Annotated in this window: 18 protein-coding genes; 9 read left to right on the forward strand and 9 right to left on the reverse strand. The window is 64.2% G+C overall.

Annotated features, from left to right (window positions below; all coding sequences use genetic code 11):
• Positions 1–651, reverse strand: coding sequence for a phosphonate ABC transporter ATP-binding protein (locus tag F3089_RS13045; RefSeq protein ID WP_151441223.1), 651 nt, complete (start codon positions 649–651; stop codon positions 1–3).
• Positions 651–1,508: a putative selenate ABC transporter substrate-binding protein gene (locus F3089_RS13050; protein WP_151441224.1), complete on the reverse strand. Its 858-nt coding sequence runs from the start codon at positions 1,506–1,508 to the stop codon at positions 651–653. The genes F3089_RS13045 and F3089_RS13050 overlap by 1 nt, the downstream gene beginning before the upstream one ends.
• Positions 1,509–1,702: 194 nt before the next feature.
• Between F3089_RS13050 and senB the strand changes: the two genes are divergently transcribed.
• The 3 genes from senB to F3089_RS13065 all read left to right on the forward strand — a co-directional run bounded on the left by senB (position 1,703) and on the right by F3089_RS13065 (position 5,083).
• Complete coding sequence (senB, locus tag F3089_RS13055) at positions 1,703–2,677, forward strand: selenoneine biosynthesis selenosugar synthase SenB (protein WP_151441225.1); 975 nt, start codon at positions 1,703–1,705, stop codon at positions 2,675–2,677.
• A 138-nt stretch (positions 2,678–2,815) separates the two neighbouring features.
• On the forward strand, positions 2,816–4,174 hold the full coding sequence (senA, locus tag F3089_RS13060; RefSeq protein ID WP_151441226.1) for a selenoneine synthase SenA: 1,359 nt from the start codon (positions 2,816–2,818) through the stop codon (positions 4,172–4,174).
• A 165-nt stretch (positions 4,175–4,339) separates the two neighbouring features.
• Positions 4,340–5,083, forward strand: coding sequence for a putative 4-mercaptohistidine N1-methyltransferase (locus F3089_RS13065; RefSeq protein WP_151441227.1), 744 nt, complete (start codon positions 4,340–4,342; stop codon positions 5,081–5,083).
• Between the two features lie 6 nt (positions 5,084–5,089).
• Here F3089_RS13065 and F3089_RS13070 read toward each other — a convergent pair whose 3' ends face one another.
• Positions 5,090–5,671: an exopolysaccharide biosynthesis protein gene (locus F3089_RS13070; protein ID WP_225741760.1), complete on the reverse strand. Its 582-nt coding sequence runs from the start codon at positions 5,669–5,671 to the stop codon at positions 5,090–5,092.
• Between the two features lie 86 nt (positions 5,672–5,757).
• Positions 5,758–8,031, reverse strand: a complete 2,274-nt coding sequence (gene selD / locus F3089_RS13075; RefSeq protein WP_151441228.1) for a selenide, water dikinase SelD — start codon at positions 8,029–8,031, stop codon at positions 5,758–5,760.
• Between the two features lie 290 nt (positions 8,032–8,321).
• On the opposite strand from selD, the gene F3089_RS13080 reads away from it, so the two are divergent.
• Positions 8,322–9,056 (forward strand): hypothetical protein, encoded by a 735-nt coding sequence (locus F3089_RS13080; protein WP_151441229.1) that lies wholly within the window; start codon positions 8,322–8,324, stop codon positions 9,054–9,056.
• A 55-nt stretch (positions 9,057–9,111) separates the two neighbouring features.
• Entirely contained in the window at positions 9,112–9,531 is a 420-nt protein-coding gene (locus tag F3089_RS13085; protein ID WP_151441230.1) for a hypothetical protein, read from the forward strand.
• A gap of 57 nt (positions 9,532–9,588) precedes the next feature.
• On the opposite strand, the gene F3089_RS13090 is transcribed toward F3089_RS13085, so the two are convergent.
• A complete protein-coding gene (locus F3089_RS13090) occupies positions 9,589–9,903 on the reverse strand; it encodes a DUF4156 domain-containing protein (protein WP_151441231.1) in 315 nt (104 codons plus the stop codon).
• Positions 9,904–10,052: 149 nt separating this feature from the next.
• On the opposite strand from F3089_RS13090, the gene F3089_RS13095 reads away from it, so the two are divergent.
• Entirely contained in the window at positions 10,053–11,186 is a 1,134-nt protein-coding gene (locus tag F3089_RS13095; RefSeq protein ID WP_151441232.1) for a patatin-like phospholipase family protein, read from the forward strand.
• Positions 11,187–11,249: 63 nt separating this feature from the next.
• On the opposite strand, the gene F3089_RS13100 is transcribed toward F3089_RS13095, so the two are convergent.
• Entirely contained in the window at positions 11,250–12,023 is a 774-nt protein-coding gene (locus F3089_RS13100; protein WP_151441233.1) for an enoyl-CoA hydratase, read from the reverse strand.
• Positions 12,024–12,344: 321 nt separating this feature from the next.
• Between F3089_RS13100 and F3089_RS13105 the strand changes: the two genes are divergently transcribed.
• Positions 12,345–13,301 (forward strand): radical SAM protein, encoded by a 957-nt coding sequence (locus F3089_RS13105; protein ID WP_151441234.1) that lies wholly within the window; start codon positions 12,345–12,347, stop codon positions 13,299–13,301.
• A gap of 173 nt (positions 13,302–13,474) precedes the next feature.
• Here F3089_RS13105 and F3089_RS13110 read toward each other — a convergent pair whose 3' ends face one another.
• Positions 13,475–14,407 (reverse strand): carbohydrate kinase family protein, encoded by a 933-nt coding sequence (locus tag F3089_RS13110; RefSeq protein WP_151441235.1) that lies wholly within the window; start codon positions 14,405–14,407, stop codon positions 13,475–13,477.
• A gap of 232 nt (positions 14,408–14,639) precedes the next feature.
• Here F3089_RS13110 and F3089_RS13115 point away from each other — a divergent pair, with 232 nt between their 5' ends.
• Positions 14,640–15,914 carry an MFS transporter gene (locus F3089_RS13115; protein ID WP_151441236.1) on the forward strand — a complete coding sequence of 425 codons (1,275 nt, stop codon included), beginning with the start codon at positions 14,640–14,642 and terminating at the stop codon, positions 15,912–15,914.
• Positions 15,915–16,025: 111 nt separating this feature from the next.
• Here F3089_RS13115 and F3089_RS13120 read toward each other — a convergent pair whose 3' ends face one another.
• On the reverse strand, positions 16,026–16,604 hold the full coding sequence (locus tag F3089_RS13120; RefSeq protein ID WP_151441237.1) for a DUF2452 domain-containing protein: 579 nt from the start codon (positions 16,602–16,604) through the stop codon (positions 16,026–16,028).
• 225 nt (positions 16,605–16,829) lie between these two features.
• On the opposite strand from F3089_RS13120, the gene F3089_RS13125 reads away from it, so the two are divergent.
• Complete coding sequence (locus F3089_RS13125) at positions 16,830–17,561, forward strand: Crp/Fnr family transcriptional regulator (RefSeq protein ID WP_160897733.1); 732 nt, start codon at positions 16,830–16,832, stop codon at positions 17,559–17,561.
• A gap of 2 nt (positions 17,562–17,563) precedes the next feature.
• On the opposite strand, the gene F3089_RS13130 is transcribed toward F3089_RS13125, so the two are convergent.
• The gene (locus tag F3089_RS13130; protein ID WP_151441239.1) at positions 17,564–17,923 is read right to left on the reverse strand and encodes a rhodanese-like domain-containing protein; all 360 of its coding nucleotides are present in this window, start codon (positions 17,921–17,923) and stop codon (positions 17,564–17,566) included.
• Between the last annotated feature and the right edge of the window lie 150 nt (positions 17,924–18,073).

Genomic DNA, 18,073 nt, shown 5'->3' on the forward strand with positions numbered 1-18,073 from the left:
TCAGTAGAGCGGCTGCAGGTCGGCGGCTGTCAGTCGGGCGCTGGGTTCATCCAGGGCGATGTGGCCGTCCTGTATACCGATGATCCGGTCGGAGAAGGCCAGGGCCAGCTCCACATCGTGCAGAGCGATCACCGACGTGGGGTAAGCCTCTGTCAGGGCCGCCATGACGCGCCGTGCCAGCGGGCCGTCCAGCGCGGAGACCGGCTCGTCCGCCAGCAGCAGGCTGCCCTGCTGGTAAAGCGCCCGTGCCACCGCCACGCGCTGGCGCTGGCCACCGGACAGTTCACCGGCGGGTTCGCGCAGCTTATCCCCGAGCCCGAGCTTATCCAGGATACCCTGAACCTCGCCCCTGGGCTTTTTCAGGGGGAACAGCAGGTTGCAGAGGCTGTAGAGGGTGGTGTGGCGGTCCAGCTGCCCCATGTAGACGTTGTGGAACACCGACAGCGTATCCACCAGCCCAAGGTCCTGGGGCATGTAGGCCGTGCCGGATTCCGCCTCGTCGTAGAGCAGGCTGAGCAGTGTGGACTTGCCGGCACCGCTGCGGCCAACCAGCGCAACACGCTCCCCGGATGCCAGGCTGAGTGAGAGCGGGCCGAGAACCCGCTCTCCTCCATAGCTGGCGGAAAGGTCATTGACGGCCAGTATCGCCATCAGTCGAGCAGACCCGTTTCCCTGCCAACCCGCTTGATGGTCGCGTAATCGTCGTTGCTGGCGGGGATGAACGAGGAGCGCGGGAAGCTTTCCAGCAGCTCCGGATCCTCCATATCCAGCAGCGCCTGCTGGACCCGGTCGCTGAAGCCATCGCCGAAACGTTCATCGACGTCACCCCGGATGGTCCACTGGTAATCCGGATAGGTGGGCGACTTCCAGATCACCTGGACGTCGTCGGTATCAATCTCACCGTTCTCGACCATCTCTTCCCAGACGCTGTAGTTCAGCGCGCCCACCTGGTAGGAGCCGGATTCCACCAGGCGTGCGGTGCGGGTATGGTTACCGCTGAAGCCGACGCGACTGAAGACCTCTCCCGGCGCCTGGTTGAAGCGTTCGCGGATATAGTGCTCCGGCATCAGGCGCCCGGAGGTGGAACCGCGTGAACCGAAGGTCAGGGTCTTGCCCTTCACCGCTTCCGGGAGCTTGCCGTCAGAGGGTTCAATGCCGGTGCTTTCATGGGCGATGAAATAGCTGCGGAACTCCTGGTCTTCCGCCCCCTGGGCGATGGCCTTCGAGCCCGGCACTGCTTCGCGGGCACGCACGCCGGAAAGGCCGCCGAACCATGCCAGCTGCACCTGGTTGTTGCGGAACGTGGTTACTGAGGCCGCGTAGGATTTGACCGGGACGAACTGCACCGGTACATCCAGCTCCGACTCCAGATAGTTCGCGACTTTGGAAAAACGTTCTTCCAGGCTGGTTTCGTCCTGGTCCGGGATGGCGGTGAAGTACAGTGTCGGCGCCGCCATGGCCGGCGTTGCCATAATCAGGGCCGTAAGCAGGCCGGTTATCCATCGCATTGTTCTGTCTCCTTGATTACTGTCGTGTCGAAGGTAACGTAAGGTTCTACGTGTGGCGCGATACCAGCGTTCATCATCGCACCCACTAATCTGTAGGAGCGGCCATGGCCGCGATCCCGTTACCCAGAGCCACAGCCCCTGCACAGGCTCGCGCTCGCGGCCATGGCCGCTCCTACAGCAGGAGGTCGAGTATCTTGCACATCACGCTGATCACCCCCGCCCCGCGCGGTTCCCGCGCGGGCAACCGGGCCACCGCCGAACGCTGGGCCCGCCTGCTGCGGGCCTCCGGGCACCGGACGCGCATTATAACGGAATACGACGCCGAACCCACGGACCTGCTGGTGGCGCTCCACGCCTGGCGCAGCAGTGAGTCGGTGCGCCAATACCGGGCGCATACCCCCTCGGGGCCCCTGATTGTGGCGCTCACCGGCACGGATATCTACCGCTTCCAGCAGACGCACCCGGAGGCCACCCGTTACAGCATGGCGCAGGCGGATGCCCTGGTCGGGCTGCATGAGCGGGTTGCGGATGACATCCCGAGAGAATTCCATAATCGTCTCCATACCATCTTTCAATCGGCGGAACCACTGCCCAGCCGCAGGGCTCCGGTACAGTCCCGGTTCGACGTGGTGGTTATCGGCCATCTGCGTGACGAGAAGGACTCACTGCGCACCGCCTGGGCCGCCCGCCAGCTGCCGCGGGAGTCGCGGCTCAACGTGATCCAGCTCGGCCGGGCTCATGATGACCAGTGGCAGGCCCTGGCGGAGCAGGAAGCCCGGGAGAATCCGCGCTTCGACTGGAAGGGGGAGCTGCCCCGCTGGCAGGTGCGCCGGCACATGGCGAAGGCGCGGCTGATGGTGATCAGTTCGGTGATGGAAGGCGGTGCCAATGTGGTCTCCGAGGCCTGCGTGGCCGGCCTGCCGGTGATCGCCTCGGATATTCCCGGCAACGTGGGGCTGCTCGGCGGGGACTATCCCGGGACCTATCCAGTGGAGGACACCACCGCGCTGCGCGAGCAGCTTCTGCGCGCCGAAAACGAGCCGGAATTCCTGGCGGCCCTGCAGAGCCGCGTTGAGGCCCGGGCGCCCCTGTTCCGGCCGGAAGCCGAACAGGCTGCCCTGGAACGGGTGGTCAATGCGGTCATGGACCAATACGGTAAAGAGAATTAAACGTAACCGCCTGGGTGATGCAACATACCCTTGTAGGAGCGCCCCTCGCGCGCGATAGTCTGCGCGATCCGGGGCGCGATCGCGAGCAGGGCTCGCTCCTACAACACAACACGCGATCATTGACGGAGAACGCACGGGATGAACGACCGCGAAAGCCTGATCCACGCCCTACACCACACCCGGGACCGCGTTAAGGACCTGGTCTGCAGCCTGCGCGAGGACCAGCTCAGCGTTCCCTACCACCCGGGCGTGAACCCGCCGGTCTGGGAAATGGGCCACTCGACCTTCTTCTACGAGGTGTTCGTCCTCAACTGGCTGGACGGCACGCCCAGCTACGATCCCTCAATGGACGAGCTCTGGGACTCCTTCCACATGGACCACGAGGACCGCTGGTCGAAGACGCTGTTCCCCTCGCGCGAGGACACGCTCACCTACATGGACACCATCATCCAGCGCATGGAGGACCGCATCCGCAACCAGCCGCTCACGGATGAGGCGCTGTACCTGTACCGCTATGCCATCTACCACCAGAACATGCACGTGGAGTCCATGACCTGGTGCCGCCAGACCGTGGGTTACCCGGCACCGCCGTTCGCGGAGCCCAAAGGGCTGACCGGGGAAGGCGTTGACCAGGATGCGCGCGGCGACGTCACCATTCCCGCCGGCCGCTATCTCATTGGCCTGCCGGCGAACCGGGATTCGGACGCCTACGCCACCGAGGACTTCGGCTTCGACAACGAAAAGCCCGCCTTTGAGGTGGACATGCCGGAGTTCAGCATCTCCCGGACCCTGGTGACCAACGGTGAGTTCCAGAAGTTCGTGGAAGAGGGCGGTTACGAGCGCCCTGAGTTCTGGAGCCAGGGGGGACGCAAGTGGCTGGAGCGTGAGATCAACCTGAACTTCGGCACTGGCGAGCCGCCGCTGATGGGCACCCAGACGCAGCCGTTCCACTGGCGCAAGCGCGATGGCCGCTGGTACGAGCGGGTCTTTGACCAGTGGCTGCCGCTGGAGCCGGGGCATCCGGTGAAGCAGATCAGTTACTGGGAGGCGGAGGCGTTCTGCAGCTGGGCCGGGCGTCGGCTGCCGAGCGAGTACGAGTGGGAAGTGGCAGCCCTTGCCAACAAGCCGGGCGAGGAACGCCGGCGTTATCCGTGGGGTAATGAGATGGATCCGGCGAAGCTGGATATGGACCAGCGCTACATGGGCCGTGTGCCGGTGACGGCGTTCCCGGCGGGTGAGAGTCCCTTCGGGTGCCGGCAGATGCTGGGTACGGTCTGGGAGTGGACGGGCGACCATTTCATGCCCTATGACGGTTTCTCGGTGGATATGTATCCGTTCATGTCGACGTTGCAGTTCGCGACGCACAAGACCACCAAAGGGGGCGGTTGTGCGGCGTCGTCCATGCTGATCCGCGGGACTTACCGGCAGGCGTATCATCCGGATCGGTGTGATGTTTATACCGGGTTCCGGACCTGTGCTTTGTCTGCTGAAGACTGAGGGCTTGTAGCCTTTCGGGCCATGGGGGATCCCTTCACGGGAATCGCCACGAGTACGTCCCTGTAGGCTGCTCTTCCGCCATCCCTGGCTCCAGAGCTTCCCGTGAAGGGATCCCCCATACCCCTCTTCCCCACCGCCTCGTATACAACGAACTGGAATACTTGAATGACGGATTTCTACGAAACCGACGAGCAGCTGGGCCAGTACATGGACTTCCATTACGGCCCAAAGCACTTCGGCGTACCGAACTTCCCGAAAGCCTGTGCCGAGCGCTGCCTGAAAGCCAAACCCCGGGGCGAGCGCGCCCTGGATCTAGGCTGTGCCACCGGGCGCAGCACCCTGGAGCTGGCGAAGGGCTTTGGGCATGTGCTGGGCATGGACCTCTCGCATCGGTTCATTGAGGCGGCGGAGCGGCTGCGCCGGGATGGGGAGCTGAGCTACCAGCTGGTGGATGAAGGCGAGATCGGTCACCAGGAGACCGCGTCCCTGGCCGAGCTCGGGCTGGCCGGGGAAGCCGCGCGGGTGTCGTTCGAGGAGGGCGATGCGGGCAATCTGGGGCCGGAGTACAGCGGCTATGACCTGATCTTCGCTGGCAACCTGATCGACCGCATGCCGAATCCGGGGCCGTTTCTCGGTGGGCTTAGGGCGCGCCTGAATCCGGGCGGGGTGCTGGTGGTGACGTCGCCCTACACGCTGTTGCCCGAGTTCACGCCGCGCGAAAGCTGGATCGGCGGTTACTACGGTGCCGATGGCGAGCCGGTGACGGTGCTGGATGGCATGCGGGCCCACCTGGAGCCTGGCATGCGGCTGGCCGCCGAGCCCGAGGACGTCCCCTTCGTGATCCGCGAAACGCGGCGCAAGCACCAGCATACCCTGGCCCAGTTGACCGTCTGGGAGCGGATGGATTGAGTCCGCTCAGAAAGGCCAGTTCGTAACCAGAAGGTAGAGGGCCCCGGCGGCCGCGAGGCCGGCCCCGATGATGACAAGCCCGTCCCGGGTGCTGATGCCGATGGCGGCCAGGGAGATCGCCAGTGCGGGAGCGGCGGCCGCGAAGGGGATCAGTTCCAGCGGGATCATCGTCAGCCCGGACACTGCGCAGGCCAGGAAGATGAGGCTGTTGGCCCAAGGGTGGGTGAGCAGTGACAGTCGGTGTGAGAACAGGCGGTCGATCCGGCGGGTCACGGGCTGGGCCCGGTCGATGGCGCGGATCAGGTTCTGCCTGTGGATGCTGAGTTCGCGCAGACGCCGGGGCACCCAGGGGGAGCGCCGGCCCAGGCTGCCCTGAATGGCGATCAGGAAGATCAGGATGCCGCAGACGCTGGGTACGCCCGGTATCGCGCCGGTGGGCAAGAGCGCGAGCAGTGCCGGGGCCAGCAGCAGTGGACCGAAGCCGCGGGATTCCAGGGCGGTGATGAGCGTGTCCACCGGCACCTGTTCCGTGTCCGTCTGCGCACGGACCCTCAGGAGGACATCCGTGATCCCCATTGATTGGCTCATGCCGGCAACCGTGCTCCACCCCAGTGACTATGCGGGAATCCTACACGTTTTGGATGTCCGGAGCATGAGTGGTCCATTAACAGCCCTCAGGGATTGAGAAGGATCGGCTCCAGTGCCTCGCCCTGCTCCTTCACCCGGCCGATGACCGCCGTTTCCGGGTACCCCAGGGCTTTCAGTTCGGCCACACAGGCGTCCGCCTGGTCCGCCGGCACGCTCGCCAGCAGGCCGCCAGCGGTCTGGGGGTCGAAGGCCAGCGGGTAGCGGGGATGGTTCACCACCTCCTCCTGGTTGCGGATGGCGCGGCGCAGGCGCACGTTGGCCGGCTGCAGTGAGCTCAGGATGCCGGAGGCGGCGGTTTCCTCGGCGCCGGGCAGCACCGGTATGGCGCTCAGGTCCAGCTCCGCATCCACGCCCGAGGGGCGGGTCATTTCCACCAGGTGGCCGAGCAGGCCGAAGCCGGTCACATCGGTGCAGGCCTGGGCGCCGTGTTCATGGATGCAGCGGGCGGCCTTCTGGTTGGAGACGAGCATGGAAGCCAGGGCCGAATCGATCCAGCGCCCCTTGGCCTCCAGGCGTGGATGGGCGGCGAACAGGGTGCCGGTGCCGACGGGCTTGGTCAGGATCAGCACGTCCCCGGGCTTCATGCCGCCCTTGCTCATGACGGTGTCCGGGTCGATGTAGCCGTTGGCGGCGAAGCCCAGGGCCAGCTCCTTGCCCTCGCCGGTGTGGCCGCCCACCAGGGCGCAGCCGGCCTCGTTCAGGGTCTGCACGGCGCCGGCCATCATCTGGTAGACCACGTCCTCCACCTTGGACTCCAGCCCGTAGGGCACCGTGGCCACGGCGGTGGCGCTCTGGGCCTCGGCGCCCATGGCAAAGAGGTCCCCGAGGCTGTGGTTGGCGGCGACCTGGCCGAAGATGTAGGGGTCGTCGATGAAGGCGCGGAAGAAGTCCACGGTGTGCACCATCGCCATGCCGTCGGGTACGCGCACCACGGCGGCGTCGTCCGGCGCATGGAGGCCCACCAGAACATCGTCGCGCTCAATGGGCTGGAGGCTGTTCAGGGCCCGCGAGAGCACGGTGCTGCCGACCTTGGCACCGCAGCCGCCGCAGCGCATGGCCACGGCGGAGATAGCCTGTTGGGCTTCCTCGCTGCTCAGCGCGATGCCCGACGTGGGGTCGTCCTTGCTGTCCTCGCTCATGGCCGGCAGGTTGTTGAACTTCGCCATGAAGCGCCGGTCGATCCAGTCCTTCCAGCGCCAGACCCACTCGCCCGCAACCCCGAAGGACCCGCGCGAGGCCACGGCGTACTGGTCGCCGGTGCTGATCAGGGCCAGCCACTGTTTCTGCGGGTGGTAGTCCTTTAGTGCCTTGCCGTGGACGGCCCGACGCAGGTTCTCCGCCAGCGGCTTGCCCTGGCGCACGGCAAAGACGCCGGCCTTCTCGCGCGGGTGGTTGATCATGGTGGCGATGTCGCCGGCGGCGAAGATGTTGGGGTCCGTAACGGTCTGCAGGGTGTCACGAACCCGGATGAAACCGCCCTCGTCGAGTTCCAGCCCGGTGCCGGTCAGCCATTCCGCGCCGCCGGCCTGGGTGACCCAGAGGACTTCGTCCGCCTCGAAGGTCGCGCCGCTGGAAGCCACCAGCTGGCGGTCGTTAACCTGCTCAATCCGCGTTCGTTCGTGAACATTCACGCCCCTTTCCTGCAGAACGGACTCGAATCGGCGGCGAACGCTGCTGTTGTGCGTGGGCAGGAGCTGATCAGAAGCATTGAAGAGGTGGAAACGGGCTGCCTCCGGGTCCTTGCCCATGGCGCCCAGCTCATTGCGCAGGCGGTACTGCATGGCCAGCGTCAGTTCCACGCCCCCGGCACCGCCGCCGACCACGGCCACATTGAGCTCGCCCTCGTGGTTCTCCATGCGTTCGAGCAGGGTCTGCCAGCGGTTGTTGAAGCGGTTGATGGGCTTGACGGGTACGCTGTGGTCCTCGGCCCCGGCGACCTGGTCGACCCGTGGTGTTGAGCCGATGTTGATGGAGAGCAGGTCGTAGGGAATGGCCGGGCGGTCGCGACAGATGACGCGCTGGTTGGTGCGGTCGATGTCGATGGCTTCGCTGCGGTAGAAGCGGGCACCGGCGAATTCGGCCAGGCGGCTGAGGTCGATGTGGACGTCGTCGTAGCTGTAGTGGCCGGCGATGTAGCCGGGGAGCATGCCGGAGTAGGGGGTGTGGGTGTCGCGGCAGATGAGGTTGAGGCGCACGCCCGGGATGGGGTTCATGGCGAAGTTGCGCAGTACGCCGACGTGGCTGTGGCCGCCTCCGATGAGGACGATGTCGCGGAGTACTGGCTGGTCTGGTTGGTCCATTGGTACCTCTTGAGTGATGGTCTGTTGCCTGTACCGCGCTGCTTTGTACGGTGAGAAGTGATTACCGGTTTCGCGGGGCCACACCCCGTAGGAGCGAGCTTGCTCGCGATAAAGCCCACGCATCGCTTGCAAGCAAGCTCCTACGGCCCCTGCAAACCGCTGCCCTGTAGGAGCGAACTTGCTCGCGATAACCTGGCCTGATTCCTGGCACTGTTAAAAGCGCCACGGAATCACCAAGCGCGCTATGGTATCAATGCCCTTCGCGATACAGCGACAGGGAGAGATATCGCATGAGGCAGGCCTTTTCCGCGGTGGCTGTGCTGATCCTGCTGGTGCTGGCGACACCACTGCAGGCGCAAAGTTACTACATCGGTGTGAACGGTGGCTATTCCGATTTCCGGGATACGCGCTTCGCCTATGGTGACGGCGGGGACACCCGTGTGATCGGCTCCTATGAAGGGGGTGAGACGGTGTCGGTGAGTATCGGGCGGGCGTCTGAGGGCAGTGGGACCTTCAATGGCCGGACGGAGCTTGAGCTCGGCTTCCAGAGGGATCGTGTGAGCGGCATGGTCTTTGATGACACTACGAACGAGGAGCCCGCGGTTGATGATGATCCGGTGGTGGATGAGGAAACCGGCGACTTCGAGGAGGAGGGCAGTCGCGATCGGGTGAGTGATGTGTCGGGTCAGTCCGAGGCGGCGTTCGGGTTTGCCAATGCCATCGGGGACTTCAGTCTGACCAGCAGTACGGCGCTGGTTGGCGGCTTCGGGTTTGGCCTGGCAGAGGTGAATTTTGATCAGCACAGCGCGCGCGGTCGTGGCGTGGTGATGGACGAGAATGACATCACCTACGGCTATCAGTTGATCGGCGGTCTGGTCTGGCAGCCGTTCAGTGTGCTGGATTTGGAAGTGTCCTACCGGTACCGCTCCTGGGAGGACATCAGCCTGGAGGCGACCAATGGGGTCAAAAGCAATCTCTCGATGCGCTCGCATAATCTGATCGGGAGTCTGCGGCTGCGGTTTTAATCCGGGCGGGAACTGCTAGTCTGGAGAGCAGTATCCGCAAACCGGAAGGATGGTCATGGTCTGGCTCAAGTCGTTTGTTGCTGCATTCCTCGCAACCCTGGTGTTCCATCAGGGGGTGTTGGGTCTGATGTATCTCGCCGAGATGGTTCCTGCCGCGCCCTATAACATGGAGCCGAGGGCGCCTCTGGGCGTGCCGGCGGTCGTCTCGCTGGCGTTCTGGGGGGGACTCTGGGGCCTGCCGCTGTGGGCGGTGGTCCGCGGCATGGGCACGCTGGGCTACTGGGGTGTCTCGCTGGTGTTCGGGGCGGTGCTGCCCACGGCTGTCGCCATGCTGGTGGTTTTCCCGCTCAAGGGGCTGGATGTATCCGCTTCCACCTGGGCTGGCGGGTTCCTCCTCAACGGCGCCTGGGGCATCGGCACCGCGCTGTTCATGGTCCTGATGGGTGCCCGCCGCAAACCAGCAGATACACTGTAGGAGCGAGCTTGCTCGCGATGGGTTTCCGGAATCGCCTGCAAGCAGGCTCCTACGGGCCTACCGCGCGCACCGGTAGGCCGTACCACTGACCTCCGGCGTGATGCTGGTCTCGTCGTGCTGCCAGACCACATGGGTGGCATCCCGCCTCGCGGCACTCTCCAGCGCATGGTTGCGGGCAGCGGCCATGGCTTCACCCTGGGACCAGTGGAATCCCGAGGAACTGCCGTAGACGGACCCCACAGGCTCACAGCCCTCCACCTCGGAAGGGTGGGCCTCCACAATCCGCGCCGCCTCCGGGCTGGGATTGGCGGCGCAGCCCGCCAGCATCCCAGTGGCTGTGACCAGTGCCGTCAGTTGTCGCGCTATTCCCATTCAGATCTCCCGCTGTAGGAGCGGCCATGGCCGCGATCCGTCACTCTCACGCGCAGGCCGGTGGCCCGCATCACTGCTGCCTTGATAACACGTTTCCCGGCTGAGCCGCTATGCTGACAGTAATACAGCGACCGAGTCAGGAGTGCAGGATGACCCATACCGGCGTGGTACTGACCGGCGGCGGCGCCCGGGCCGCCTATCAGGTGGGCGTATTGCGGGCGATCTCGGATATGTATCCCGGCAGCGGTTACCCGTTTGACGTGGTGGTTGGCACTTCGGCGGGGGCCATCAATGCCGCGGCCCTGGCCGGGGGCGGCGGTATCTTCCGGCACAACGTGAGTCAGCTGGAAAACATCTGGGCGAACCTGAGCGTGGATCAGGTCTACCATGCCGGCTCCTTTGCCATCATGCGCAACATGAGCCGGGTGGCGCGCAAGCTGATCTCGGGCGGTGAACAGCGTCACAGCCTGTCACTGCTGAACAATGAGCCGCTGCGTCGGCTCCTGGAGAAGGAGCTGGACTTTGATGCCATCCACCAGACCATCGAACAGGGGCACCTGCGCGCGCTCGGGCTCAACGCCTGCGGCTACACCACGGGCCGCAACCTGTGCTTCTTCGAAGGGAGCACGGACGTCACCAGCTGGAGCAATGGGCAGCGCGCCGGCTCACGCACAGAGCTGACGCTGGATCACGTGATGGCCTCATCCGCGATTCCCACGCTGTTCGAACCAGTGCACATCAACCGGGAATACTTCGGCGATGGTGTGACCCGGCAGATCGCCCACATCAGTCCGGCGATCCGCCTGGGCGCGGAAAAGGTGGTCATCATCGGCGTCAGCGGCAACAGCCAGACCGAGCCCAAGCGCCCGGAGCATCCGGCGGTGCCAACCTTCGGGCAGATCATGAGCCATGTGTTCAACGGGCTCTTCCTGGACACCCTGGATTACGACATCGAACGCCTGGACCTGATCAACCAGCTGGTCGAGCTGATCCCGCAGGAGGCGCTGACCGGGGCGGGCTTGGATCTCAAGCCGATCGAGCTGCTGGACATTTCACCCAGCCAGCCGCTGGAGGACATTGCGGAGCAGTACATGGACGGTCTGCCCACCATCCTGAGAACCCTCGCGGGGGTGCCGGAGGACGGGAACGTCTCCGGCGCCAGCCTGGGCAGCTACCTGCTGTTCGATCACCGTTTCTGCCGGGACCTGATCGAACTGGGCTACAAGGATGCCCAGGCCCAGAGCGACGAGATCGCCCAGTTCTTCGGCTCCGGCAACCTGTAGGAGCGGCCATGGCCGCGATCCGAGCATGGTTCATGGCCGCGACAATCGCCGCTGTAGCGGCTCCTACGAGAACCGGGAAAAGTCCGGTGCCCGTTTCTCACTGAAGGCCTTGAAGGCCTCCGCCGCTTCGGGTGACTGCAGGCGTTCGGCAAACCGCTGGCCCTCGCGCGTCATGGCCCCGGAGACCTCTTCCGCTGTTGCGGCGTTCATCAATTCCTTGGTGGCGCGCAGGGCGGCCGGCGGCAGGGCGGCCAGCTCCAGGCAGGCGTTCCAGGCGTTGGTTTCGGTTTCGGAGGGATCGCAGACGCCGTTGATCAGGCCGTAGCGCTCGGCTTTCTCCGCATCGAAGGGGCGCCCGAGCAGCAGCAGTTCCCCGGCGCGTGCACGGCCGAGCCAGCGCGGCAGCAGAAGGCTGGAGGCGCCCTCCGCGCAAAGGCCCAGGTTGGTGAAGGGCATGCGGAAGGTGGTGTTGCTGCCGGCCCAGGCGAGGTCGCAGTGCAGCAGCAATGTGGTACCAATGCCCACGGCAGGGCCGTTGGCGGCAGCTACAACCGGTTTGGTGGCTTCCGCCAGCCCGAACAGGAAGCGGCCAACCGGGGTATGCTGGAATTCATCCGGCATGCCGTTGGCAAATTCGGAGAGGTCGTTGCCGGCGGTGAAGCATTCGGTGTTGCCGGTGATCAGGATGGCGCGGATGTCCGGGTCGTTATGGCCCTCGGCCAGGCCGTCCGCCAGGGCGGTGTACATGGCGTGGGTGAGGGCGTTCTTCTGGTCCGGGCGGTTGATGCGCAGGATCAGGATCTGGTGGCTTTTTTCCTGGATGATGTTGTCGGTCATTGTTGTTCCCCGAAAGTGGTTGAGACGCGCACTGTAGGAGCGAGCCTTGCTCGCGATACCCGGATCGCCTGCAAGGCAGGTTCCTACAGCCGTAGCCGCAATTCCTGTGCCCTGTAGGGGCGAGCCTTGCTCGCGATATTCGGATCGCTTGCAAGCAAGCTCCTACGGGGAGTCTGAATACCGCAGGCAATGGTCACTGTTGGCCAAAATGGCTTGATCGCAGAGTATAACGGCCCGCATCGATTCTGTAACATCATGGTCCACACGCTGTCTGGTGCGTATCAGAAACAAGAGAAGTCGGTAACAGGACAGGAATCGATAATGGAAGAGACCGTAGCCCAACCCCTGAAGCTTCTGGATCCACGCAAGTTCCGGGATCCGTGGACGACTGCGGATGGCGAGCCGCGGGCGAGTGTGCACCTGAAAAAGCTGGAAACGCTCTGGTTCTGCACCGGCACCCTGTGCAACCTCACCTGCGAGCACTGCTACATCGAGTCCTCACCCAGTAACGACAGCCTGGTCTACATCAGCGTGGGTGAGGTAGCGGCGTATCTGGATGAGATTGAGCGGGAAGGGTTCGGGACGACGACCATTGCGTTCACCGGCGGTGAGCCGTTCATGAACCCGGACATGGTGCCGATCCTGGATGAGGTGCTGCGCCGGGGCTATGAGGCGCTGGTGCTAACCAATGCCATGAAGCCGATGATGAAGGTGAGCGAGCCGCTGCTGGAAGTGCATCAGCAGTACGGCGACCGCCTGACCATGCGCATCTCCATCGACCACTACAGCAAGGACGTGCACGAGCAGGAACGCGGTAAACGCTCCTGGGATCCGGCGATTCAGGGCATGCAGTGGCTCAGTGAGCACGGCTTCAACCTCGACATCGCCGGCCGGCTGTTTTCGGGGGAAACGGAGGAGCAGATGCGCGCCGGCTTTGCGCGGCTGTTCGAGCGCGAAGGCATCGGCATGGACGCCCGCGACCCGCACCAGGTGGTCCTGTTCCCGGAAATGGACGAGAAGGTGGATGTGCCGGAGATCACCACCGCCTGCTGGAGCAAGCTCCAGGTCTCCCCGGATGCCCAGATGTGCGCCAGCTCCCGCATGGTGATCAAACGCAAGGGCGCTAACCACCCCGTTGTTGTGCCGTGCACCCTGCTGCCGTACCAGCCCGAGTTCGAGCTGGGCCAGACCCTGAGCGAGAGCTTCCAGGAAGTCCCCCTGAACCACCCCCACTGCGCCAGGTTCTGCGTCCTCGGCGGCGCCAGCTGCTCCGGCTGAGGTCACCCCTGTAGGAGCGGCCAAGGCCGCGATCCCTCTCCTGGCCAGGGCAGGATCGCGGCTCATGATCGCAGCTGTAGCTGCTCCTACGGTTTCTGCAACCAAAAATGCCCGGCGCAGGGCCGGGCATTCTCAAGCGTAGGAGCGGCCATGGCCGCGATCACGACTGGCGATCAGTCCAGAGCCACGCCAAACGCATCCTTGAACTGCTTCGCGAACTCATCACGCGTCAGCGAATGGTTCTGCGGCCCGGTGCTGGCAACCTTGATGGAGCCCATCAGGGACGCCATGCGGCCTGCGGTCTTCCAGTCCTTGCCTTCGCTCAGACCGGTCAGCAGGGCAGCGCGATACGCATCGCCACAACCCGTCGGGTCCTTGATGGCGGCCGGCTTGACCGGTTCCACGTGCACCTCCTCGTCGGCGTAGATCACGGACCCTTCGCCACCCAGGGTCACGATCAGCGCCTCAACCTTCTCGCCGATCTGCTGGCGGCTCAGGCCGGTCTTCTCTTCCAGCATGCCCGCTTCATAGTCGTTCACGGCAACCCAGGTCGCCTTATCAATGAACCACTCCAGGTCATTACCGTCGAACATCGGCAGGCCCTGGCCCGGATCGAACATGAAGGGAATGCCCGCATCCGCGAACTGGCGTGCGTGCTCGATCATGCCGTTGCGGCCGTCCGGCGCGACAATGCCCATTTTGATGCCTTCGTCGGTCGGCACGCTCTGGGTGTGGGCGTGGTTCATGGCGCCCGGGTGGAAGGCCGTGATCTGGTTGTCTTCCATGTCCGTGGTGATGTACGCCTGGGCGCAGTACTCGGAATCGATGGTCTTCACGTACTTGTCGTTGATGCCGTGCTTGTTGAGCCACTCGCGGTAGCCGCCAAAGTCCGCGCCAACGGTGGCCATGGCGAGGCCGTCGCCGCCGAGCAGTTTCATGTTGTAGGCAATGTTGCCGGCGGTGCCGCCGAAGTTGCGCTGCAGCTCCGGTACCAGGAAAGCCACGTTCAGCATGTGAACGCGGTCAGGCATGATATGGTCCTTGAACTTGCCGTCAAAGGTCATGATGGTGTCGTAAGCGAACGATCCACAGATCAGTGCTGTCATAGGTAGTCTCCTGTGTTCTGCCAACGGTGCACGGGTAAACAGGCTGTTTACCGCCATGCGGCGTCAGTCATGGAGTGAGGCCGTGCTGGAAGCGTGTTTGTCGTGTGTTTGGGGCTTCCGGCCCCACGGTCGCCTTGCAGGCTACCTTTGTCTGGCCTCTGTTTCAAATCGGAAACGGGTGGCTGCAACAGGAAAATTGCGTAACCCACTGTTGAGACGGGAGTAACCGGAAATGGAGCGCCAGTTCTGGGTATCGATTACCGCGCTGATGTTCTCGATCGGCGTTCTGTTGCTGGGTGTGGGGCTCATGGGGACCCTGCTCAGTGTGCGCCTGAGTTTTGAGGATATGAGCGGGCAGGCGAAGGGGGTGGTCCTCTCCGCCTACTACATTGGTCTGGTGATCGGCTCCCAGAAAGGCGGCTGGGTGATCCGCCAGGCCGGCCATATCCGGGCCTTTGCCATCTTCGCGGCGCTGTGCACCGTGGCCATACTGCTGCAGGGGCTCTATGTGACCGGGGTGAGCTGGTTCCTGCTGCGGATCCTGATCGGCTTTTCCACCTCCGGCATCTACATGGTGGTGGAGAGCTGGCTGAACGAGCGGGCCGAGCCTTCCAACCGGGGCACCGTATTCTCCGCCTACCAGATCATCACCTACGCCGGCATCGGCATGGGGCAGTTCCTGATGCATCTGGGTGACCCGCAGGGGCCGGAACTGTTCATGATTGTGGGTGTGCTGTTTGCCCTGTGCCTGGTGCCCGTGGCCCTGAGCCGTGCCAGCAACCCGCCCGAGCCCCTGGCGCAGGCGCGCATGGCACTGGGCCAGACCTGGCGGGACTCGCACCTGGCGGTGATCACCTGCCTGGGCGCGGGGCTGCTCAGTGGCGCGGTCTACACGCTGATCCCGCTGGCGGCGCTGCGCATGAATCTGGCGGTTTCCGACGTGGCGCCGCTGATGGCGGGGCTGGTTCTGGGCGGTGTGGCGCTTCAGTGGCCGATCGGGCACTTCTCTGACCGCTTCGGGCGGCGCCCGCTGATCCTTCTGGTGGCGGCCGCCACAACCCTGATCACGGCTGCCATGATGGCAGCGGCGGGCCGTGTTCCGCTCTGGCCGCTGGTCGGGCTTTCCGCGCTGCTGGGCGGGTTCGTGTTCACGCTCTATCCGCTGTCCGTGGCGCTGGCGAACGACAGCCAGGACGAGGGCAATTTCGTCGGGGTATCCGCAGCGCTGATCTTCCTCTGGGGTATAGGCGCGGCCATCAGCCCCATCCTCGGCGGTTCCATACTGGCGCGCACACCGCCGGGTGGGCTGTTCATCTACATGGGGGTAATCAGCGCCCTGGTCGCAATCGCCGCCCTGGTGCAGCGCCGCCACTTCGAGCGCATCCGCAGTCCCTTCCGGATGATGACACGCAGCGCGCCCACGCTCGTGGAACTGGACCCGCGAGCGTATGAGGAGGAAGACGCTGGCCCGGAGACAGAACCAGAGCCCCCGGACTGGTACCGCTGAACGCCCCTGTAGGAGCGAGCTTGCTCGCGATGGTTTTTGGAATCGCTTGCAAGCAAGCTCCTACAAATCGGGCAACCCTTCCTGTGTAGGAGCGAGCTCGCTCGCGATCAGTTACGTCGCGTCAGCCCCGGAGTCATCCGGCAGCTGCGCCTGGGCCTCGCGGTAGGACAGCGCCTGGATCCCCGAGCCCTGCATGGACGCGCGCAGGGAATGGGCCAGGGCGAAGGCATAGGCGCGCTGGTAGAACGGCATCTGACCCTGGTAGCGGGGCAGGGCGTCCTCCACCGTCTCGGACTCCTCCATGGCCTCCTCGAACGATTCCCAGCGCTGCTCCAGGCTGGCCATCAGCTGCGGATCAGCTGCTGCCTCCTCGCACATCTCCAGCGACCAGGTCATGTCCTCGTGCAGCTCACACTCGCCGATGTAGCGGCCGTAAACGTCCTCGCTCCACTCATCCGGATGGATGGGCGAGAGCCAGAAACGGCCGTTCTTCTGGTAGAGCCAGTAGGTGTTCCCGCGCACAGGCTTGAACTTGAAATCGCTCTCCAGAACGAACAGCGACGTGAACAGCTCCAGTGAAATCTGCTTGATCTGCTTGGGCTGGGCCATGAGCGCCGGCGCGCGGCTCTCCTCAAGGAAAGCCAGAACCGGCCGCAGACCCTTGCCCTGGGGGTTTGGATTCTCAGGCATGTGGCGTACCTTACCACAAAGATCTCCTTCTGTAGGAGCTTGCTCGCAAGCGACACGGGGATATCGCGAGCAAGCTCGCTCCTACATTGAAGGGAAGCGTCTTACCCATTTGGGGATAGCCTGCTCAGCCATCAGGGCAAGAGGCAGACCCCCTTATCCATTGATAAAGTGCATATTGGACAATAACGTTATAGCTTACGATGATCCCCTGGTATGAATGACTGCATGAGCGACGACATCCAGACCCTTGCGCGGGAAGATGACGAGCGGTGCCAGAACCCGGGCTCCGGCATGGCGCTGCTGGGCCAGCATCCGCTGTTCAATGGCCTGTCGCGTCGGGATTTTGAGGATCTCGGGGAAAGCATCCGTCTGCTCAAGCTGCGTCGGGGGCAGGTGCTGTACAAGCAGGATTCACCGGCCTACGAGTTCTTCTATGTGGTGAGCGGGCGGCTGCGCCTGTATCGGCTGGACACCACCGGCCAGGAACGCACCCTGGACAGTCACGGCCCGGGGGAGGTGTTCGCGGACGTGATGATCTACGCGGATCCGGCCCGCTATGTGGCCTACGCCGAACCGCTGCGCCGGACCGAGCTTCTGGCTATTCCCACGGATCGTTTCCGGGCGATCCTCGAACGGAACCCGGCCTACAGCCAGCTGCTGCTGCGCCAGTACGCCTCACGCATGGTCCAGCGGTTCCGGGATCTGGAGGTGATGACGGTGCGGCGGGGCGTGCAGCGGGTGATGCGCTACCTGCTGGAATTCGTGCCGGACGACCAGCGTTACAACATCGAGGTGGAGCTGCCCCTGCCCCAGAACCAGATCGCCACACGCCTGGCCATGCAGCCGGAAACCCTCTCCCGCCTGATGCGGGACATGGCCGAGGAAGGTGTATTCGAGCTGCGCCGCGGCCGCCTGTTCATCCCCGATCGCAGGGCACTGGAAGAGCGCTGCCTGTAACCTCAGGCGGCGCCCAGCGCCTGCATCACCTCATCGCAGCTGCAGTCGATGATGCTGACATTCCGGAACCCCAGCCGCTCAAGCGCTTCCGCAGCCAGCGCGGCACGGCCGCCGGTGGCGCAGTGCAGGAAGATGGGGGTGTCCGGGTCGGTGGTGTACTCCGGAATCTTCATCTCCAGAATCCCCCGGGGCAGGTTGATGGTACCCGCCGCCTGCTTCTCGCTCACCTCGCCCGGCTCGCGCACATCAATCACCAGCGCATTCGGCTCGTCCTCAAGCATGCTGCGGGCGGCTTCCGGCGTGAGGCAGTGAAGATTGGCCTTGGTTTCGGCAACGATTTCGGGGAGGGTGCGGATGCTCATGGGGGCTCCTTGTGCGTTCTGATTTATTTCAGTGCCTTCTAATATTAACGCCCGCCAGCCCTTACCGGCCAGTGACAATTCTGTTGGGTACGCGTTCTCCGGGATTGGCGCACATCGGTGCTGTGGATGATAATCACCGACAATTCCATG

Source organism: Halospina sp. K52047b, from assembly GCF_008709855.1.
Taxonomy (GTDB): domain Bacteria; phylum Pseudomonadota; class Gammaproteobacteria; order Pseudomonadales; family Oleiphilaceae; genus Halospina; species Halospina utahensis_B.